The sequence below is a fragment of the Desulfobacula toluolica Tol2 genome, assembly GCF_000307105.1.
GTDB lineage: Bacteria > Desulfobacterota > Desulfobacteria > Desulfobacterales > Desulfobacteraceae > Desulfobacula > Desulfobacula toluolica.
On the sequence record NC_018645.1, the window covers coordinates 5,035,522 to 5,051,804 of the forward strand.

At 42.6% G+C, this 16,283-nt stretch carries 16 protein-coding genes, 1 tRNA gene and 2 pseudogenes; 18 read left to right on the plus strand and 1 reads right to left on the minus strand.

All coding sequences use genetic code 11. The features are described 5' to 3' along the window. Positions 1-192: 192 nt before the first annotated feature. Positions 193-270 (minus strand) — tRNA-Glu (locus tag TOL2_RS24710). Positions 271-431: 161 nt separating this feature from the next. On the opposite strand from TOL2_RS24710, the gene TOL2_RS22500 reads away from it, so the two are divergent. From TOL2_RS22500 to TOL2_RS22590, 18 genes and pseudogenes are all read left to right on the plus strand, one after another. Beyond that, positions 432-1,574, plus strand: coding sequence for a tyrosine-type recombinase/integrase (locus TOL2_RS22500; protein WP_014959584.1), 1,143 nt, complete (start codon positions 432-434; stop codon positions 1,572-1,574). A gap of 103 nt (positions 1,575-1,677) precedes the next feature. Next, on the plus strand, positions 1,678-2,958 hold the full coding sequence (locus tag TOL2_RS22505) for a hypothetical protein (protein WP_014959585.1): 1,281 nt from the start codon (positions 1,678-1,680) through the stop codon (positions 2,956-2,958). Between the two features lie 119 nt (positions 2,959-3,077). Further along, positions 3,078-3,269: a helix-turn-helix domain-containing protein gene (locus tag TOL2_RS22510; RefSeq protein ID WP_014959586.1), complete on the plus strand. Its 192-nt coding sequence runs from the start codon at positions 3,078-3,080 to the stop codon at positions 3,267-3,269. Between the two features lie 12 nt (positions 3,270-3,281). Next, positions 3,282-4,097, plus strand: coding sequence for a BRO-N domain-containing protein (locus TOL2_RS22515; RefSeq protein ID WP_014959587.1), 816 nt, complete (start codon positions 3,282-3,284; stop codon positions 4,095-4,097). A gap of 134 nt (positions 4,098-4,231) precedes the next feature. Continuing rightward, a complete protein-coding gene (locus tag TOL2_RS23935) occupies positions 4,232-5,101 on the plus strand; it encodes a hypothetical protein (protein ID WP_014959588.1) in 870 nt (289 codons plus the stop codon). Then, a complete protein-coding gene (locus TOL2_RS22530) occupies positions 5,098-6,813 on the plus strand; it encodes a CHC2 zinc finger domain-containing protein (RefSeq protein WP_014959589.1) in 1,716 nt (571 codons plus the stop codon). Before TOL2_RS23935 ends, TOL2_RS22530 begins: the two co-directional genes overlap by 4 nt. 2 nt (positions 6,814-6,815) lie before the next feature. Continuing rightward, positions 6,816-7,109, plus strand: coding sequence for a hypothetical protein (locus tag TOL2_RS22535; protein ID WP_014959590.1), 294 nt, complete (start codon positions 6,816-6,818; stop codon positions 7,107-7,109). A gap of 144 nt (positions 7,110-7,253) precedes the next feature. Then, a complete protein-coding gene (locus TOL2_RS22540) occupies positions 7,254-7,661 on the plus strand; it encodes a hypothetical protein (protein WP_014959591.1) in 408 nt (135 codons plus the stop codon). 289 nt (positions 7,662-7,950) lie between these two features. Then, positions 7,951-8,619: pseudogene (locus TOL2_RS26135) on the plus strand (DEAD/DEAH box helicase family protein); the annotation flags it as partial. Between the two features lie 397 nt (positions 8,620-9,016). Then, positions 9,017-9,301: an endonuclease domain-containing protein gene (locus tag TOL2_RS26140; protein WP_408605425.1), complete on the plus strand. Its 285-nt coding sequence runs from the start codon at positions 9,017-9,019 to the stop codon at positions 9,299-9,301. 347 nt (positions 9,302-9,648) lie between these two features. Further along, positions 9,649-10,095, plus strand: a pseudogene (locus TOL2_RS26145) (DEAD/DEAH box helicase); the annotation flags it as partial. A gap of 94 nt (positions 10,096-10,189) precedes the next feature. After that, positions 10,190-10,789, plus strand: a complete 600-nt coding sequence (locus TOL2_RS22555; RefSeq protein ID WP_014959593.1) for a helix-turn-helix domain-containing protein — start codon at positions 10,190-10,192, stop codon at positions 10,787-10,789. Then, on the plus strand, positions 10,704-12,311 hold the full coding sequence (locus TOL2_RS22560; RefSeq protein ID WP_148278168.1) for a hypothetical protein: 1,608 nt from the start codon (positions 10,704-10,706) through the stop codon (positions 12,309-12,311). Before TOL2_RS22555 ends, TOL2_RS22560 begins: the two co-directional genes overlap by 86 nt. Before the next feature lie 12 nt (positions 12,312-12,323). Next, a complete protein-coding gene (locus tag TOL2_RS22565; protein ID WP_014959595.1) occupies positions 12,324-12,992 on the plus strand; it encodes a hypothetical protein in 669 nt (222 codons plus the stop codon). A 192-nt stretch (positions 12,993-13,184) separates the two neighbouring features. After that, positions 13,185-13,598, plus strand: a complete 414-nt coding sequence (locus tag TOL2_RS22570) for a hypothetical protein (RefSeq protein ID WP_014959596.1) — start codon at positions 13,185-13,187, stop codon at positions 13,596-13,598. Positions 13,599-14,455: 857 nt separating this feature from the next. Then, entirely contained in the window at positions 14,456-15,043 is a 588-nt protein-coding gene (locus tag TOL2_RS22580; protein ID WP_014959597.1) for a hypothetical protein, read from the plus strand. Positions 15,044-15,049: 6 nt separating this feature from the next. After that, positions 15,050-15,760, plus strand: coding sequence for a hypothetical protein (locus TOL2_RS22585; protein WP_014959598.1), 711 nt, complete (start codon positions 15,050-15,052; stop codon positions 15,758-15,760). Positions 15,761-15,828: 68 nt separating this feature from the next. Next, a complete protein-coding gene (locus TOL2_RS22590; protein WP_014959599.1) occupies positions 15,829-16,128 on the plus strand; it encodes a hypothetical protein in 300 nt (99 codons plus the stop codon). The last annotated feature ends 155 nt before the right edge of the window (positions 16,129-16,283 follow it).

Genomic DNA, 16,283 nt, shown 5'->3' on the forward strand with positions numbered 1-16,283 from the left:
CCGGTCATATTCTGGCCGGGTTTTTCTTGGCTAAAATAATATTGTTTTTTTTTGTTGATATTGTGGATAGGGTTTCAAATAGTCAATATCTTCTGAAAACATTCAAGTTTGTGGGGGATACGGTGGGGGATTGCATTTTTACCAAAACAAAAAAAGCTCTCAGCAAAACGCTGAAAGCCTTGATAGTCTAAGTGGTGATCCCACGGGGAATCGAACCCCGGTTTCCGGCGTGAGAGGCCATGAACATACTTTTACTTTGAGTTAATCTACCATACCCTAACATCCCTTATTAAAGGGTTTCTTGAATATTTAATTTTTCTTGACTTACTCTATTTTACCCTGATATATCCGAAAAAGGTTGGAAATACGGTTGGAAAATTTTTATAGAATAATCAGACTTGAAATGGTCCAAAAAAGCCGGAGATAAGAAAATGTCAAAACGTATGAAAACAAAGTATCCTGGTGTTTATTACCGTGATTCACAAAGGGTTGGAGGCCCGGGAAAAGAAAAGGTCTATTATATTGTCTTCAAAAAAGACGGAAAAATGATTGAAGAAAAAGTTGGCCGTCAATACATTGATGACCTGTCCCCCGCAAAAGCTGCCCGGATCAGATCGGAACGAATTGAAGGAAAACGTTTATCAAGAAAAGAAATCAAAGAACAGGAAGAGGCAAAGAAGGCGGCGGAAGCCGGTAAGTATACCATAGAAAAATTGTGGCAAGAATACAAACTCAACCGCCCTTCTGGTAAAAGTCTAAAAATTGACCAAGGAAGGTATGAAAAATATATTGAACCTGTCTTTGGTAGAAAAGAACCACAGGAAATTATTAAACTTGACGTTGACCGGGTGAGAATAAAGCTCCTGAAAAAACTTTCACCGCAAACAGTAAAACATATTCTCAACCTTTTTACTTGGATCATAAACTATGGAACAAAAAACAATCTCTGTCATGGGATTTCCTTCCATATACAAAAACCATCTGTTAATAATGAAAAGACTGAAGACTTAACCCCGGCAGAATTAGAACGGTTATTAAAAGCCATTGAAGAAGATGAGAATATAGAAGTTGGTAATATGATGAAAATGGCTCTTTACACTGGCATGAGGCGGGGAGAAATGTTCAAGCTTCAGTGGAGGAATGTAAACCTTGATACTGGATTTATATTGCTTAAAGACCCTAAAGGTGGACCCGACCAAAAGATACCGATAAATGACATAGCCAAAGATTTGTTAAACAGTATTGTCCGAACGAAAAGCCCCTATGTTTTCCCTGGGCGGCATGGTGGAATGAGAACAACCTTGGGTGTAGCTGGCAGAAGAATAAGAAAGAATGCTGGCTTACCCGACGACTTTAGACCCATGCATGGCTTAAGGCACGTTTACGCTTCCATGCTGGCCTCTTCTGGTAAAGTTGATATGTATGTATTGCAAAAGCTCATGACCCATAAATCCCCAAAAATGACGCAACGATACGCACATTTAAGGGATGAAGCCTTGAAGGATGGTGCCGGGCAGATTGACGATATTTTTAAACAGGCATCCGAAAAAGATAAGATTATAAAAATAAAATAACCCCTTCCCTGGGATAGAAACCGGCTGATCACCGGTTTTGAAAAATGGCAATCCTGAGCCATTTCCCAGGGATAATCAATCAGGAAATCGTTACTGGAGACTGATGTTGAAACCACTGAATAATAAATATTCTGAGCTAGATATACCGACCCTTCAGGCTTGCGCTCACGACTGGGCAAATGAGCATCCATGCATTCATGATATTCTTTTATATCGGGCTGGATCAGAACGTAAAAGCAATGGAATTAAATATGTAATTGTCTCTCACTCTTCCGAGATGTCTCAGGAAAAATTACCTTTGGATGTGGATTGCAGCAATATCAGAGATGAGATCCCGGACTTCTATATGAATAAGACCAAAGTCGATCCTTCTGCTTGGATGTATTTTTTTTTGGATTTTGACGAAAATATGGAAGAGTACAATGAAATATCGGATGATTTCGTTCAGATTAATACGGGCTTTACCCTGTATGACAGAAATTGGCACAAAAAATATGACGACCTCCCCTTGGATGAAAACCCCGCAACAATTGTGGAAAAAAGAAACGAGAACATTGAACGTGTGATCTGGAACACAAATATCCAACCATTGATAGATCTTCATTACAATGGAGTTTTCCAATACCAATTCTTTCCCGAACCAGTGATGATAACCCAGGGTGATTTAGACAATATGTTAAGGAAAACAATGGTGCTTTGCTATCGTGGTTATGATCCCATATTTGGGCATTATCAAATACGCCAGACAACTGGTGGTCATAAAGAAGAGGCAAAGGATGATTTTGTAAAAGAGGTAATGAAAAGACTAAAAGCCAGCCAAACCAAATTCAACTCTATTGATCTTAAAGGACTTTTTTACACATTTCTTGATGATTTATTTCAAGAAGAAACCCTGCCGATATTTCTGGAACTTCTCAATCTTGATTACCCTGAAGGGATCTGGCCTCAAGAAATGCCTGAACAAGGCCCTGATTCCCAAAATTCAACGAAACTCAACATTAAAGAGCAATTCAATAAAAAATCTCCTGAAGAAAAACTCAATAAAATTTTAAGCGAAGTGGAACTTGAAATTGAAACTCTATATCAAGGCATAAAAGGTGAAATAAAAACAAGAAACAAACCGATGTTTGAGGTAAAACTTGAAATAGCTCTTTCTGTTTACGAATCAAAACGTGAATGCTTCAAAGTCATATTACAGGATGATATCAAAAAAAGTCGTGACGGATTTGGAACAGAGAAGCCTTACAGAGATATTAAAGGCCGCTTATTGCTCAACATCATAAAGAGGAAAATGCCAGATGAATTTATCAGCAAAAAAATTCCAAGAAATCATCAAGAAATTTATAAATGTTATTTGAATTTTAAAAAACAGCCTAAAAAATAGTCCTTTTATAGTCCGTCCATAGGTGCGACAGCCCACCTTCTTTTCCTTAGTATTAAGCCATTACTTGATCAAGTTTTGGCTTTTATTGCTTTTTTAACAAAAGAATTAAAGGAAAAGAGATGACACAAGAAAAAAGACTTCTCAATACAAAAGAAGCAGCTCAATATCTTAATCTCGCACAACAAACTCTGCATAATTATAGATTCAATCGAAAACCACCAAATTATATTAAAATTGGTCGGCGGGTTCTATACGAAAAAATAGAATTGGATCAATTCATTGAGTCCAACCGTGTAAATCTTAACGGATAGGAGGGGTGAAACATGATAAACACACCCTCTATTTTTGTAAACGAAACCTTTGGTCAGATCAGGGTAATTATGCAGGGCGGAGAACCTTGGTTTGTGGCAAAGGATGTCTGTGACGTATTGGGAATCCGAACTGATACAATTCCTGTTATCCTGGATTCCGACGAATATTCTAATACCAATAGTATTGGGGTTAGGATTTCAGGAACAAACCGCGGCATGACAATCGTTTCTGAGCCCGGTCTATATGGTCTTATCATAAAATCCAGGAAACCGGGAGCCAATGAATTTAAACGATGGATCACTCATGAAGTTATTCCTTCAGTCCGGAAATATGGGTTTTATGGGACTGATAACTTCATTGAAAACGCCTTGGTTGATCCGTCCAACATGATCACAATCCTTGAAAGATATCGAGATGAAAGACAGCAACGCCGAATAGCAGAACAACAACGGGATTGTGCCGTTGCCTCAAAAGCTTGGATAAGCCGCAAACGTGAAGCTACAGCAATGAACACAGCGTCCAGACTCAGCAAGGAAAACACTCAACTAAAAGAGCAAATAGGAGATTCCAAGACCTGGAAACAGGCCCGGTCCATCCCTTGGCTGGCTGATTTTTTCAACCTGGATAGAACGGACTATATCCAAATTGGCAAACGCCTTACAAAAGAATCAAAGTCTTTGGGATATGAAATCCGGGAGATCCCACATTCAAAATATGGGACAGTCAAAGCCTACCATAAAGATGTCATTGAACATTTCCGGCATAAGCTGATTGAAGACCTAAATTTGATGAAGAAATACCGGAAATCCACGGGAAGGTGCAAATAATGAAAGATTCAATCAAGAAAAAATTGTGTGAAATCGCTCTTTGCATCACAGGCAATACATTGACATACCTACCCTGCTGGAATTGGAGTTCTCGGCTGATTGATCGCTTAATTGTGGGTAGTGAGGTGGAATAAATGACCACGGATATCCGCATAGCAATTGGCTTTAAAAATCATCGAAAAAGGAAACGGCTTACAAGATTACTCGGATTCGGGGCCGAAGTCTATCTTATCGACTTGTGGTTAACCGCTGCAATTGATTGTCCAAAGGGTATTTTGAGCGGTTGGGATGATATGGATATAGCAGATGCTTGTGGGTGGGAAAAAGAACCAAATATCCTTGTAGATGCATTGTTAGAATCAAAATGGCTTGATGAGGTGGATGGGGTTTATCATCTTCATGACTGGGAAGATCACCAAGGATGGGTTTTCCGTTCTGAAGAAAGGAGTAAAATCGCCAAAAAAGCTGCGGAAACGAGATGGAAGAAAAGAAGAGGCGTAAAAGAGGACCAGGGTGTGCATACAAAGGGTAATGCTGTTAGCATGCAGGGTGCATGCGGAGAGCATGCCGACAGCAATGCCCCTTCTCCTTCTCCTTCTCCTTCTCCTACTCCTACCCCAATGGTAAATAATAATGCCGATTCATCCGAATCAGCTTCACGCGCACCTGAAAAATTTTACAGAACAAAAACCGGCAAAAAGTTAACAGGTAAACGTCTGGAGAGCTTTGAACACTTTTGGCGGGTTTTCAACTACAAAAAGGGCAAATCCGCAAGCGCTGATTCCTGGCTCAAGATTCCGAGTCTGACTGATGCTTTGGTCAAAGAAATCATTTCAGCCGCAGAAATCGAAGCCTCCCGTCGGCCTGACCTGATCAAAAAAGGCCATTCCCCGAAATGGGCACAGGGCTGGCTGACAGAACGCCGGTGGGAAGATGAAGATTATTCTCATGGATCAGGGACTCTTCAACCGAAAAAGACAATGATTTATGAGGTGACCGAATGATTGACCACAAAGAAGCTTTACGCCAGCATTATACGTCATTTGATGGGTTCTATTCCCATTATTTTCCGCAACATAAAGTACTGGCAAATGGTGAATGGCAAGTGCGCTGTCCATTTCATGACGACGGCACCCCGAGCATGTCAGTAAGCCCCCAGACTGGCCTTTTTAAATGCCATGGCTGCAACGCCCAGGGTGATTTTATAAAATTTTATATGATGAAAACTGGCAAAACTTTTAAAGAGGCCGTTGTTTCTATGTGTGAAGAAGCCGGAATAAAAACGGTAGCTCCCAAACAAGAAAAAAGGAGAATTGAAAAAACTTATGACTACCTTGACGCGAATGGCGAAATTGTATCTCAGACCGTCAGATTTATGCCAAAAAGCTTCAGTCAAAGGGTTCCGAATGGTAACGGCTGGGATTGGTCGCTAAAAGGCATTAAAACGGTGATTTATAACCTGCCGGATGTGATCAAGTCTAACCAGGTTCTTATTTTGGAGGGAGAAAAAGATTGCGATACCTCCAAGATCTATGGATATACAGCGACAACATGCCCCATGGGTGCTGGTAAGTGGCGGGATGATTACAGCAAATACCTTTACGGCAAAGAAGTTGTATTGATACCGGACAATGACGGCCCCGGCATCAAACACATGATGGATATCGGAACCAAACTCAGGAAATATGCCAATGTTAAATGGTTCCAGTTTCCGGATAATGTAAAAATGCACAAAGGGTTTGATTTCACGGACTTTGTAAACTCTTTTGAAAATGAATTCGAGTGTATGAAGACCCTGGATGAACTTATCCGGGCGGCAAGAACTTTTGACCCGGCAAAAATAATAATCCCGGAGCCGGACACCGAAGAGAGCGAAAAAATCAAAGCGTGGATCATGTTATCACCTGGGGAGTTTTCAATCCGGGATCTTGATTATGATCTGAACATCAAAGATCCGGAACAAAAAATACACAGGATAAAAATCCTTGAAAAATTTGTGGCTGAAAAGCTCCTGTCCAGGGAAGGAAAAAAACGGGGGTATTACCGGCCATATAAATCAGATCTTGAGAGGATGGATTTCAAGTTTGCTGATGACAAATTCCTTGATGTCTGGTTACCGTTTAAACTGCATGATCTTGTAGGACTGCTTCCCGGAAACATAGTGATTGTAGCAGGTGAACCAAACGCCGGAAAAACGGCTTTGCTTTTAAACCTTATCAAGGCCAACCGCAAAAGGTTTGATGTCCATTATTTCAATTCTGAAATGGGGTCCGGGGAATTAAAAACACGACTCAGTAAGTTTGATGATTTCCCCTCTTCCGACTGGAGCTTTAACGCTTATCACAGAGATTCAGATTTTGAAGATGTTATTTTCAAGGGTCCTAAAAGTCTGAACATCATTGATTTTCTTGAAGTACACGACAATTTTTATCTCATCGGAGATAAAATTAAAAAAATCCATGAAGCCCTGGATGGCGGGATTGCTGTTATTGCAGTCCAAAGAAACAAAGGGGCTGCTTTCGGCTTGGGCGGTCAGCGGACAATGGAAAAGGCCCGGTTGGTAATCAACATATCTCCGGGGATAATACAAATCACAAAAGCAAAGAATTTTATAAATCCAGGAATCAATCCAAACTGGATGAAAGTCAATTTTAATCTTGTGAATGGATGCAAGTTCGTCATGCAGGGCGGCGGCTGGTATCGAGAGGAAGCATAAGTATGTTGGAAAAATCATGTTGGAACTGTTCACTGCTTTCATTGGACGGTTTCCCGGGCCTTTGTAATTGGTATCCGGAAAGTAAACTTATTCCGGTTTCGATTATTGATGAGGGGTGTAAGCAATTCAAGCTTAATCCTTCTCCCCTGGACAAACGAATAAATGAACTTTGGAATCATGCCCATGCCATGGCTGATTTTACAGACAGTAACAAGGCGCCGTTCAAAGAAAGAAAGGTTCTTGTTCCTGCAATTTTCAGCATCGGAAAAACAATTGACAGGCTAAAGGAAAAATAGCTGAGAATTTACCGGTGCAGATCTGATTCTGGTTGAAGGCCCAAGAAGTGGAGAAGCCATTCACTGACTAACGGACATGTATTAAAAACAACCGAGTCCGGGCAATAAGGTCCGGGCTTAAATCATAAAACAAAGGAAAACACCATGAACAAAGATTTAAATGCGGCAAGAGAACTTTTAAAAAACATCCATCCTGAAAATGATTTTGGTATTGATCAGGATAATAATTTTGACCCGGTGATTGTTACCGAGCATCCAGACTACACGGTTATGGTATCCGCCAATGATTTTGGTGATGCTGAACCGCTGGTTGAAATTATCAGGAATGAAGATCTTCTGAAACTCTATGGTTACACGGTCCGGTGTTCTGAAGGTGATCCTGCCTTTGATGATTTTGATGGAAATCTTTTAAGGCTGGGAAATAATGACATAGAAAGCACTTTTGTTGATCTGTTCAATGTACTTGTAACTATCGGCAGGAATAATGTTTGTCGGGTCATGGATTATGAAACCTATTTGAGAAAAACAAAGCCTAAGCTGACAATCGTTTAAACCTGATAAAGAGAAGCCTGCCCAAGGCCTTACACCCTGGACAGGCAAAACAAAAAGCTGACGGAAGGGACTTTTAATGGAATTTGAGTTAAAAAACAAGCTTTATCTTTCCGGTATGAAACCAGAAACCCGGAGAGAGATCCGGGCCAAGTTGACAATGCCGAATCCGAAATTTCAGGAAGCGGAAAAAATGGGCCGGGCCACCTGGGATCTGGAACGGCAGTTGAAATTTTACCAGGATGATGAAGACACCCTGATTTGTCCCCGTGGTGCAGCCAGGCAAATTTATATGCTTTGTCAACGGCATGGTGAAGATATCCATATCATTGACGATCGGCGAACCCTGAAACCGGTTGATTTTACTTTTTATGGATCACTCAGGCCGTTACAGCAGCCAGCAGTTGAGAATGTTCTATCAAAAGACTTCGGTCTCCTGGAAGCCGGGACCGGAGCCGGGAAAACGGTCATGGGGTTATACTTGATTGCCGACAGAAAACAGCCAGCGTTAATTGTGGTGCATACCAAAGAACTGTTGAATCAATGGCTTGACCGGATTGAACAGTTTCTGAAGATCCCCAGGGCAGATATCGGGGTCATCGGTGGCGGTAAGTTCAAGATCAGGGACCGGATCACGGTTGCTATGATCCAGACCCTTGTGAAAAAAGTTGACCAGGTGGTACCTCATATCGGGTATCTTGTTCTGGATGAATGTTTCCCAGCAGGCGTTTTAATAAGTACACCAACCGGACAAATAAAAATTCAAGCTATCCGAGTCGGGGATAAGGTCAAAGGTTATGACCACCAGACAAACCAAGTGGTGGATACAACCGTTCGTCATGTTTTTAGACGAAAAGCCAGAACTCTTTGCCGGGTACTTTTCAATGATGGAACCACACTGATTTGTACACCAGGCCACCCTTTCTTTAACGGGGAGAGATATATTCCCGCGGTTGAATTGCAAAAAAAACAGATTGTATGGAGGTATCGGAATGAAAATTCTAACTGTGCCATGTGCAGTATGCGGAAAATTGATTCAGTGCAAGGGGAGCAAACCATGGCGGACATCCCTGGAACAAGCAAAAGCAGGCCGGGCGTGTTGTTCTCAAGAGTGTGTGAATGTTCTAAAACAAGCCGGATACAGGAAGGGCGGAGAATTTCTTGCGAAATACAATCGGAATCAAGGCCGTGTGAACAAAATTATAAACAATCCAATGAAGAATCCCAAAGCGGTTGCCAATATGCTGAAGGCGAAACGGAAAAACGGAACGTTAAGGATTTGTCCGAACAACAGGGGTGGAAATGGGAAGGGGCCGACAAAACCTCAGAAAGACCTTGCAATGGCTTTAGGATGGCAGATGGAGTTTCCAGTCAAGACAGCCCCACATATACCAAAGGGTTCACGCCGGGCATGGTTGGGAGAACGCAGCCTTCCGACCTGTTACAAACTGGATATTGCAAATCCGGAACTCAAAATAGGTGTAGAGATAGACGGGATCAGCCATACAGGAAAAAGGCGAAAACTCGATCAAAAGAAAAATGCACATTTGAAAAGCTTAGGGTGGCAAGTGTTGAGATTATCGAACAAACAAGTGGAGGCGGATTTGGCGGGGTGTGTCCGGACGGTCATGTCTACAATATAGAAACCGGGACCGGCAATTATTTTGCTGGCGATATACTTGTCCACAATTGCCACCGGGCACCTGCCATGCAGTATGTCAAAACTATTGAACAGTTCGATTGTAAATACATGACCGGATTGACGGCAACGCCCTGGAGAAGGGACGGTTTGTCAAAAGTTATCTTCTGGCATATCGGCGATGTGACCGGCCGGATTGATAAAGCGGATCTGTTAAAAAACGGGAATCTTTGCCCGGCTGAAGTCCATTGGATTAAGACCGAGTTTGACACCACAGTAAATGCAAGCGACGATTATTCAAAGGCCCTGTCTGAACTGACAGAGGATCATGACAGAAACCGGCTTATCTGTGATACCGTAGCCAAACATGATGGTACCGGGATCAGTCTTATCCTTTCTGACCGAAAAAGCCATTGCCAGGTCCTCCATGACATCATGTCCCAGGAAAACGGTATCAAGTCCGAAGTCTTAACCGGTTCCACTTCTCCCAGGGAACGGGAAAGAATTATTGAAGATCTGCAGCAAGGACAATGCAGATACCTGATTGCAACCGGCCAGCTTATTGGAGAGGGCTTTGACCTGCCCGGTATATCTTCCGTATTCCTGGGGACCCCGGTCAAATTCTCAGGGCGGCTTATTCAATATATCGGTCGGGCTTTACGTTCGGCACCAGGTAAGGACAAGGCTATTATCTATGATTTTGTGGATATGTTGAATCCTGTCTTCACCGCATCAGCAAAAGCCAGAGTTTCAACATATGAGAATCAGGGGATCGTCTCCTGTAAACATGCAGCATAAAAAAAAGGAATAAAAAAAATGACTGAAACAGCAGAAATCAAACAAGCCAAGGAAAACCTGGAAATACTAATCAACCGTCAAGCAGGTGTCAAGCATGCCAAAATTAAAATTCAATGATCGTGAACTGTTACGGTTGATTGACAAAGAAAAATTAAGTCAATCAGCCGCAGCTAAAAAACTGGGCGTTACCCGGCAGGCAGTAAACCTACGTCTGCAGCAACTGCGGGGTAAAACTACCCGAGCAGTTGTTGCTAAAAAGGTTGAAGAATGCGTGGACCAGAAACTTGATGCCGTGGCCCAATTGCAGAAGATAAACGGCTATGCAAATGAACTTTTGGACCTGTGCATGGCTTGGGGGAGGGGTGATGATGAGGCCCTTCAAATTCTGGAATCCCAGCACCAAACCCGGAAGGTTCGTATCGGGGATGAAGAGATTGAGGTCACAGAGTTTAAATTCAAAGACCCTCGGGAATTGGCCCTGAAAGCCATGGCCGAAATCCGGGGACAAATGAAGCTGCAGCTTGAAATATTCCAGGCGCTTTATGATCTGAAGGCAGCGGAAGAATTTCAACAGGAAATATTACAGGCAATCGGAGAGGTTTCACCAGATGTTAGAACAAAGATCATTCATAAACTCAACGAAAAACGCGCTATTCGATCAGCTGTTAGATTCACTGAATCAACAGTTCGATAATGGCGACGCCGGGAAGTTCGGTATCTACCAGCAGGACCCGGTTGGATTTGGCGAAAGGGTTCTTCATGAGACCTACACGGATGACGTCAAGCGCATGATGGAATCGGTTCGGGATTTTCCCATAACCATTGCAAAGTCAGCCAATGCCACAGGCAAGACTCATGCAGCCGCCAGGGTTGCCGTGTGGTTCTACAAATCCTTTCCGGATTCCCAAATATATACAGCAGCTGCCCCACCGGAATCCAACTTAAAAAAGCTTTTATGGGGTGAAATTGGCAGCCTTACCGAGAAATGCCCAGATTTGTTCAAGGCAGATACCCTGAAGAACCTGCATATTGAAAGATCTGCGCAATCCTTTGTTACAGGGGTAACCATACCGATGTCCGGGACAGAAGCCCAAAGACAAGCCAAATTTTCCGGAAAACATGCACCCTACTTGCTTTTCATACTTGATGAGGGCGATGCCATCCCAGACGAAGTATACACCGCCATTGAATCCTGTCTTTCTGGTGGCCATGGCCGCCTTCTGGTCATGTTTAACCCACGTTCGGAATCAGGAGAAGTATACCGGATGGAACGGGATGGCCGGGCAAATGTAGTGGCTCTCAGCGCTTTTAATCACCCAAATGTGGTTTCAGGGGAGGATCGCATTCCTGGGGCTGTTACCCGTGCAATCACGGTCCGGAGAATCAACCAATGGTGTCGATCTTTGGCTGACGGGGAACAGCCGGATTCAGAGTGTTTTGAACTGCCTGATTTTCTGGTGGGAGAGGTTGCAAAAAAACAGAACGGTGTCCCATATCCACCCTTGAAGGCCGGGTTATATAAGATCATGGAGCCTGTCTTTTCGGTCATGGTCCTTGGACAGTATCCGGCACAAAGTACAACTGCCTTGATCTCCAAAGAATGGATCAACGCGGCCCGTACCAGGTGGGATACCTATGTTCTGGAACATGGGGAAACCCCGCCAGCCTACACCCAGGCCGTCATGGGTCTCGATGTAGCGGAATTCGGCAGCGATTCAAATGCAGTCTGCTTCCGGTATGGCGGATTCGTTGAACGCCTTATCTCTTGGGCAGGCGTGGACACCATGACAACAGCAGACCGGGCCGTAGCAGAATATAAAGGCAGATCCGTTCAATTTTGCAATGTGGACGGCACCGGAATCGGCGCAGGTGTCGCTCCTGCCATGCAAAGAAACGGCTGTATTGCAAATTCCGTTAAAGTGGCATCCAGACCAACAGAATCAACTGAGATGGGGGAATTTCATATCCTGCGGGATCAGCTTTGGTGGGCATGCCGGGAATGGCTACGGACTGATTCAGGAGCGATGCTGCCGCCTGATGAAGGGCTTGTGGAAGAACTCATGATTGCAACGTATGAGGTCGTCAATGGCAAGATTCGGGTTATGCAGAAGTCCACCATGCGGGATGTCTTGAAGAGGTCCCCGGACCGGGCAGACGCGCTTTGTTTGTCCTTTGCGCCCGAAGATAAATCCGGGCGAATTTTTCCATATTTATAAGAGAGGTATTAAATGTTTTTTTTAAATGCATTAGAACACAAACTTGACTCAAAGGGAGTTATCACCTTACGGTCATTGAAAGATGGTGTAGAAACCAACACAAACTATGCACAAATAGCAGCAGGACTGCATTGGCCTGAAAAGGGTTCCCCTGGGTTCTGCGTGATCCTGGGGGAGTTGCTCAGCCGAGAGAAAGGACTGGCCAGAAAGCCGATAAGAGGTCAACTACAGATTCTTGCAGAATCCGAATATCAAATTGCATTACCAGCGATGTTTTCCAAGATAGGAGACGAAATTGGACTCTTCGGATGCACTGACATCTACTGTGATGACAGATCAACAGGACGGCGGGAATTTGCCGAAGCTTTTTGGGACTTCCGTCATAAAAATGAAAGTTTAAGAGGGAGATTGCAGTTTGCACCTTTTGCCGACAATTTTCCCGTGGGATTCCATGAGGTCCAACACCAAATCACGACGGGCCGACTGAAAATACCAGCGGGTTCAATTTGTTATGAACAACTTCAAAAGATCCGTTTTGATGACCTGGGAGATTCAGAAGTACATTTGAGATTTTATGCTTTGGATGCTCTCAGGTTCGCAGCGGGGGCAATGGTGAATCGCACTCCCAAGCCGTATCAGAAAAAAAGCAAACGCCGCCGACTGTCGGGTATGGTGATTTGAGAGACCAACGTCAATGGAATAAGGAGTTTGTGGGGACAGCTGAAATTTCGGAAACGCCAGAGCCCCACTACTTCCTCCGGCAAGAAGGAACAAGTCGTTCAGCATAAAAAGAGAGAAACGTCATGTTCAGGATGTGAATAATTGTAGTTACACAACTTCAAACAAAATAACTACAGAAAGGAAATCAAAGCCGTGTACGCATCGGTCACATTATCAAAAACAAAAAAGCCACGGTGGTTCAAAAAAGAATCTCCCGCTTTTAAAAATCCCAAAATCATTCGCGGTAAGATATTAAGCTGGAGAATTAATGAAGCGGGGGAAAAAGTTGATAAGACCCTGAGAGATCCATATATCAAAGGTGAGGAGATCATCCGCACGAAATTGCCATCATATGTAATCAAAATCGGAGAATCTTATCGACAGGATGGCAAGGTTAAAAGCCGACAGAAACACATTTACACATTCGATGAATGGACCGTGATCGATGAGATGTTAAGATGCCAGGACCATGGATGGGAATATGCCCCAGGTAGATACATTGATGGATACGATTTTGATAATGATGTCCGGAAGGTTTTCCCTGATGCTGACCTCAATGCCGTTTGAGATATCGTTCAGGAAAAATTAAAGCCCCTTGAAGATCGAGTCCTTGCAGAGTTTAAAAAAACCGAAGAATACCAATGGTGGAAAAAAACTCTGAGATTAAAACAAAAGCTCAAGGCGGAAAAAGCCGAGGCAAAAGCCCGGGCAGAAAAAGAAAAACGCCAATATGAAGAACAGGCCCGGCAGTGGCAACAGCAATACCGCCAGCAGACATTTACAGATAGGAGCGCATCTTCGGGATCAATTTCACTATCCCAGGAAGAAGCCCGAGTCATTGACACCTGTTACCGGGCAATGGCGGCACAGCTTCATCCAGACAAAGGCGGTGACCCCGAGGATATGAAAATTTTGAATGGTTTGAAAGATAAAATTCGGAATATGGCGTAGTTATACAATCCTGTTTTAAATAACTACATGCACAGAATAGATTTCATGGTTTGGATAAAAAAATGCATATCAATAAAGAACCGGTTTCAGGACTCCTGGGCCATGACCATGAGGACAGCGAGCACCAAGCTCCAACTGAAACCAGTTCTATCGTTTACAGCACTTGAGAAGAGGGCTCCAATTGCCCAAAGTGAGAGGTGCTATAAACAACTTATTTGCTTTGGGAAGGGGCGCGACCTCCATTCCAGCAATGAAACCCCTAATGCAGTCTCGGGCCAAAGTGATTTTGAAAGAAATATAACAAATTAATCTGATTCAGTCAATAAAACTGCAAACCTAAGGATTCTTATCTATTTACGGGATTGGGTTTTGGTGGTATGGGATATTCAGCTTTCCCTTACGATAGGATTTTTTTGTAATATCAAGAAAAATTGATTTGTCGATAAGTGTTTAGATTTCAGAAAGGAAAACAAATGACCGTCTTTCACCAACAAACAGCCGTTTTCAGATTCTTGAAAATAGCAGAAATGTGGGGGCAAGAAACAAAAACAGATATGTGGACAATTGCTCGAATCATGTCTATTGGAACTCAGCCACTCCCAAATGAAAATCCATTGATCATAAATCATATCTCAATGCTTGATGCTGCAGGTAATCATGAACCAAAAGGTGGCTTTCAAAATCCGAATTTGAGTAACGCATTAAATACTCTAATCAATGATGCTCCTGATCACCCCATGCAAATAATTATTAATGGTCTACACGACACATGTATTTCAAAAGAATGTTTTAGACTTTGGTGCGTTGGAAAATATCCCTTACCGCATTTCTGGTTCACCAAAGAAGAAAGAACTACTTTTTGTGAGGCAGAAAAAGTTCAAATTGAGCGTTTAGGTAAATTATCCTTAGAAGAATTACAAAAAGAAACAGAAGAAATGAGTGTATTCGAATGTAAGCCAACATTCCACGGAGTCAGCGTAGATTTAAAAAAAATGTACAAAAATTTTATAAACAAAATCAAGACCCCATCTTCCAAGCATCCACCAGCAAAAGGAACATGAAACGTTATGAATAAATATCACGGTCACATATGGGGTGATCTTCCTGATGATTTTCCAACATTAGATCTTGAGAAAGCATATCGAAATTGTATTGATATGATTGGTGAAGAACACCCTTCACGTAGATTAATGGGCATGGGTTTGAGTGGGGCTGCTTATCGATTCCGTATGCTATCCGAACAGGATCATATGTTCACAACATCCTTTAATAACGTTGGAGGCGGCCCTCCCATTGATGATTATTATCAGCAAGAGACTTCTTTATTTGTGTTTTTTATAGCAGGTCTATCTTGTCTTGAATCATTTTTTTTCGCAATGCATGCAATGGCGTCTTATTACAAACCAGAAGTTTTTGGTCTTGAAGAAAATCAACTTAGGAATGTGAAGCCGAAAGCTGTTGTTAAATGTTTCAAAAAAAAATGGCCGGGCTCTAATCTTACTTTAGCAATGAATAAATTAGTGGAATCAAACGAATTCGATGAATGGCAGACACTCCGTAATATTCTATCGCATAGAGTTGTAATACCTCGACAAATCACTATCAACGTGCGTGAGCAATCAAATAATGTTATTTGGCAAACAGGCATGGCTGGGCCTGAATTTGGTGATATTCAACTAAATCAATTAACCACTACCACAAGGCGCAAATGGTTAGCTGATCAACTCATGGAACTGGTCAAATCTTTCAGTCTGTTCATAAATAACCAGAGTGTTTAAGTCATAATTACAAATTCTTAATAAGACAAGATGCCCATGAAACATCTAATTCTGAATTATGAGGCAGTATGATAAGATCAGTATTGCGGCAAATAAAAAACGCCTGGTACTGGCAGTTGATGACCTGGGAAGCCCAAGCAGCGAACAAAGGAAATCCCCCCACAAGATCCCGGTGCCTGACCCTCTGGATAGAAAACCAGGAAGCGGCAAAAAGAAAGGTCACAGCCCTATCAAAAACAGATCCCCCGACACCTTGGTACAATGAAGATACTGGTCGGTTTTATTGGGATACACGAGATCACAAAGGAACGGCAATGTTGTTTGTGGTTGATCAGCAAAAAAAAACGTCACCGCTGGATATCTGCTGAATAAAATTCCTGTAAAGGATTGATACATGGACACAATGACAGGCTAAGAATACCGATACCAGGCAAAGAAAAGAGCGCAACGGTTCAGGAAAGAACAAGAACGCCAGGAATACAAATCCATATCTATTTTCATATCAGCAGAACTCCAGGCTGAA

What these genes read in the sequence shown, in the direction of transcription:
- TOL2_RS23935 (WP_014959588.1), top strand. Translation starts at nt 4,232, where the DNA reads ATGACCACGGATATCCGCATAGCAATTGGCTTTAAAAATCATCGAAAA.
- TOL2_RS22565 (WP_014959595.1), top strand. Translation starts at nt 12,324, where the DNA reads ATGTTTTTTTTAAATGCATTAGAACACAAACTTGACTCAAAGGGAGTT.
- TOL2_RS22580 (WP_014959597.1), top strand. Translation starts at nt 14,456, where the DNA reads ATGACCGTCTTTCACCAACAAACAGCCGTTTTCAGATTCTTGAAAATA.
- TOL2_RS22510 (WP_014959586.1), top strand. Translation starts at nt 3,078, where the DNA reads ATGACACAAGAAAAAAGACTTCTCAATACAAAAGAAGCAGCTCAATAT.
- TOL2_RS22585 (WP_014959598.1), top strand. Translation starts at nt 15,050, where the DNA reads ATGAATAAATATCACGGTCACATATGGGGTGATCTTCCTGATGATTTT.
- TOL2_RS22530 (WP_014959589.1), top strand. Translation starts at nt 5,098, where the DNA reads ATGATTGACCACAAAGAAGCTTTACGCCAGCATTATACGTCATTTGAT.
- TOL2_RS22560 (WP_148278168.1), top strand. Translation starts at nt 10,704, where the DNA reads ATGTTAGAACAAAGATCATTCATAAACTCAACGAAAAACGCGCTATTC.
- TOL2_RS22540 (WP_014959591.1), top strand. Translation starts at nt 7,254, where the DNA reads ATGAACAAAGATTTAAATGCGGCAAGAGAACTTTTAAAAAACATCCAT.
- TOL2_RS22535 (WP_014959590.1), top strand. Translation starts at nt 6,816, where the DNA reads ATGTTGGAAAAATCATGTTGGAACTGTTCACTGCTTTCATTGGACGGT.
- TOL2_RS22555 (WP_014959593.1), top strand. Translation starts at nt 10,190, where the DNA reads ATGCCAAAATTAAAATTCAATGATCGTGAACTGTTACGGTTGATTGAC.
- TOL2_RS22500 (WP_014959584.1), top strand. Translation starts at nt 432, where the DNA reads ATGTCAAAACGTATGAAAACAAAGTATCCTGGTGTTTATTACCGTGAT.
- TOL2_RS22515 (WP_014959587.1), top strand. Translation starts at nt 3,282, where the DNA reads ATGATAAACACACCCTCTATTTTTGTAAACGAAACCTTTGGTCAGATC.
- TOL2_RS26140 (WP_408605425.1), top strand. Translation starts at nt 9,017, where the DNA reads ATGGAGTTTCCAGTCAAGACAGCCCCACATATACCAAAGGGTTCACGC.
- TOL2_RS22505 (WP_014959585.1), top strand. Translation starts at nt 1,678, where the DNA reads ATGTTGAAACCACTGAATAATAAATATTCTGAGCTAGATATACCGACC.
- TOL2_RS22590 (WP_014959599.1), top strand. Translation starts at nt 15,829, where the DNA reads ATGATAAGATCAGTATTGCGGCAAATAAAAAACGCCTGGTACTGGCAG.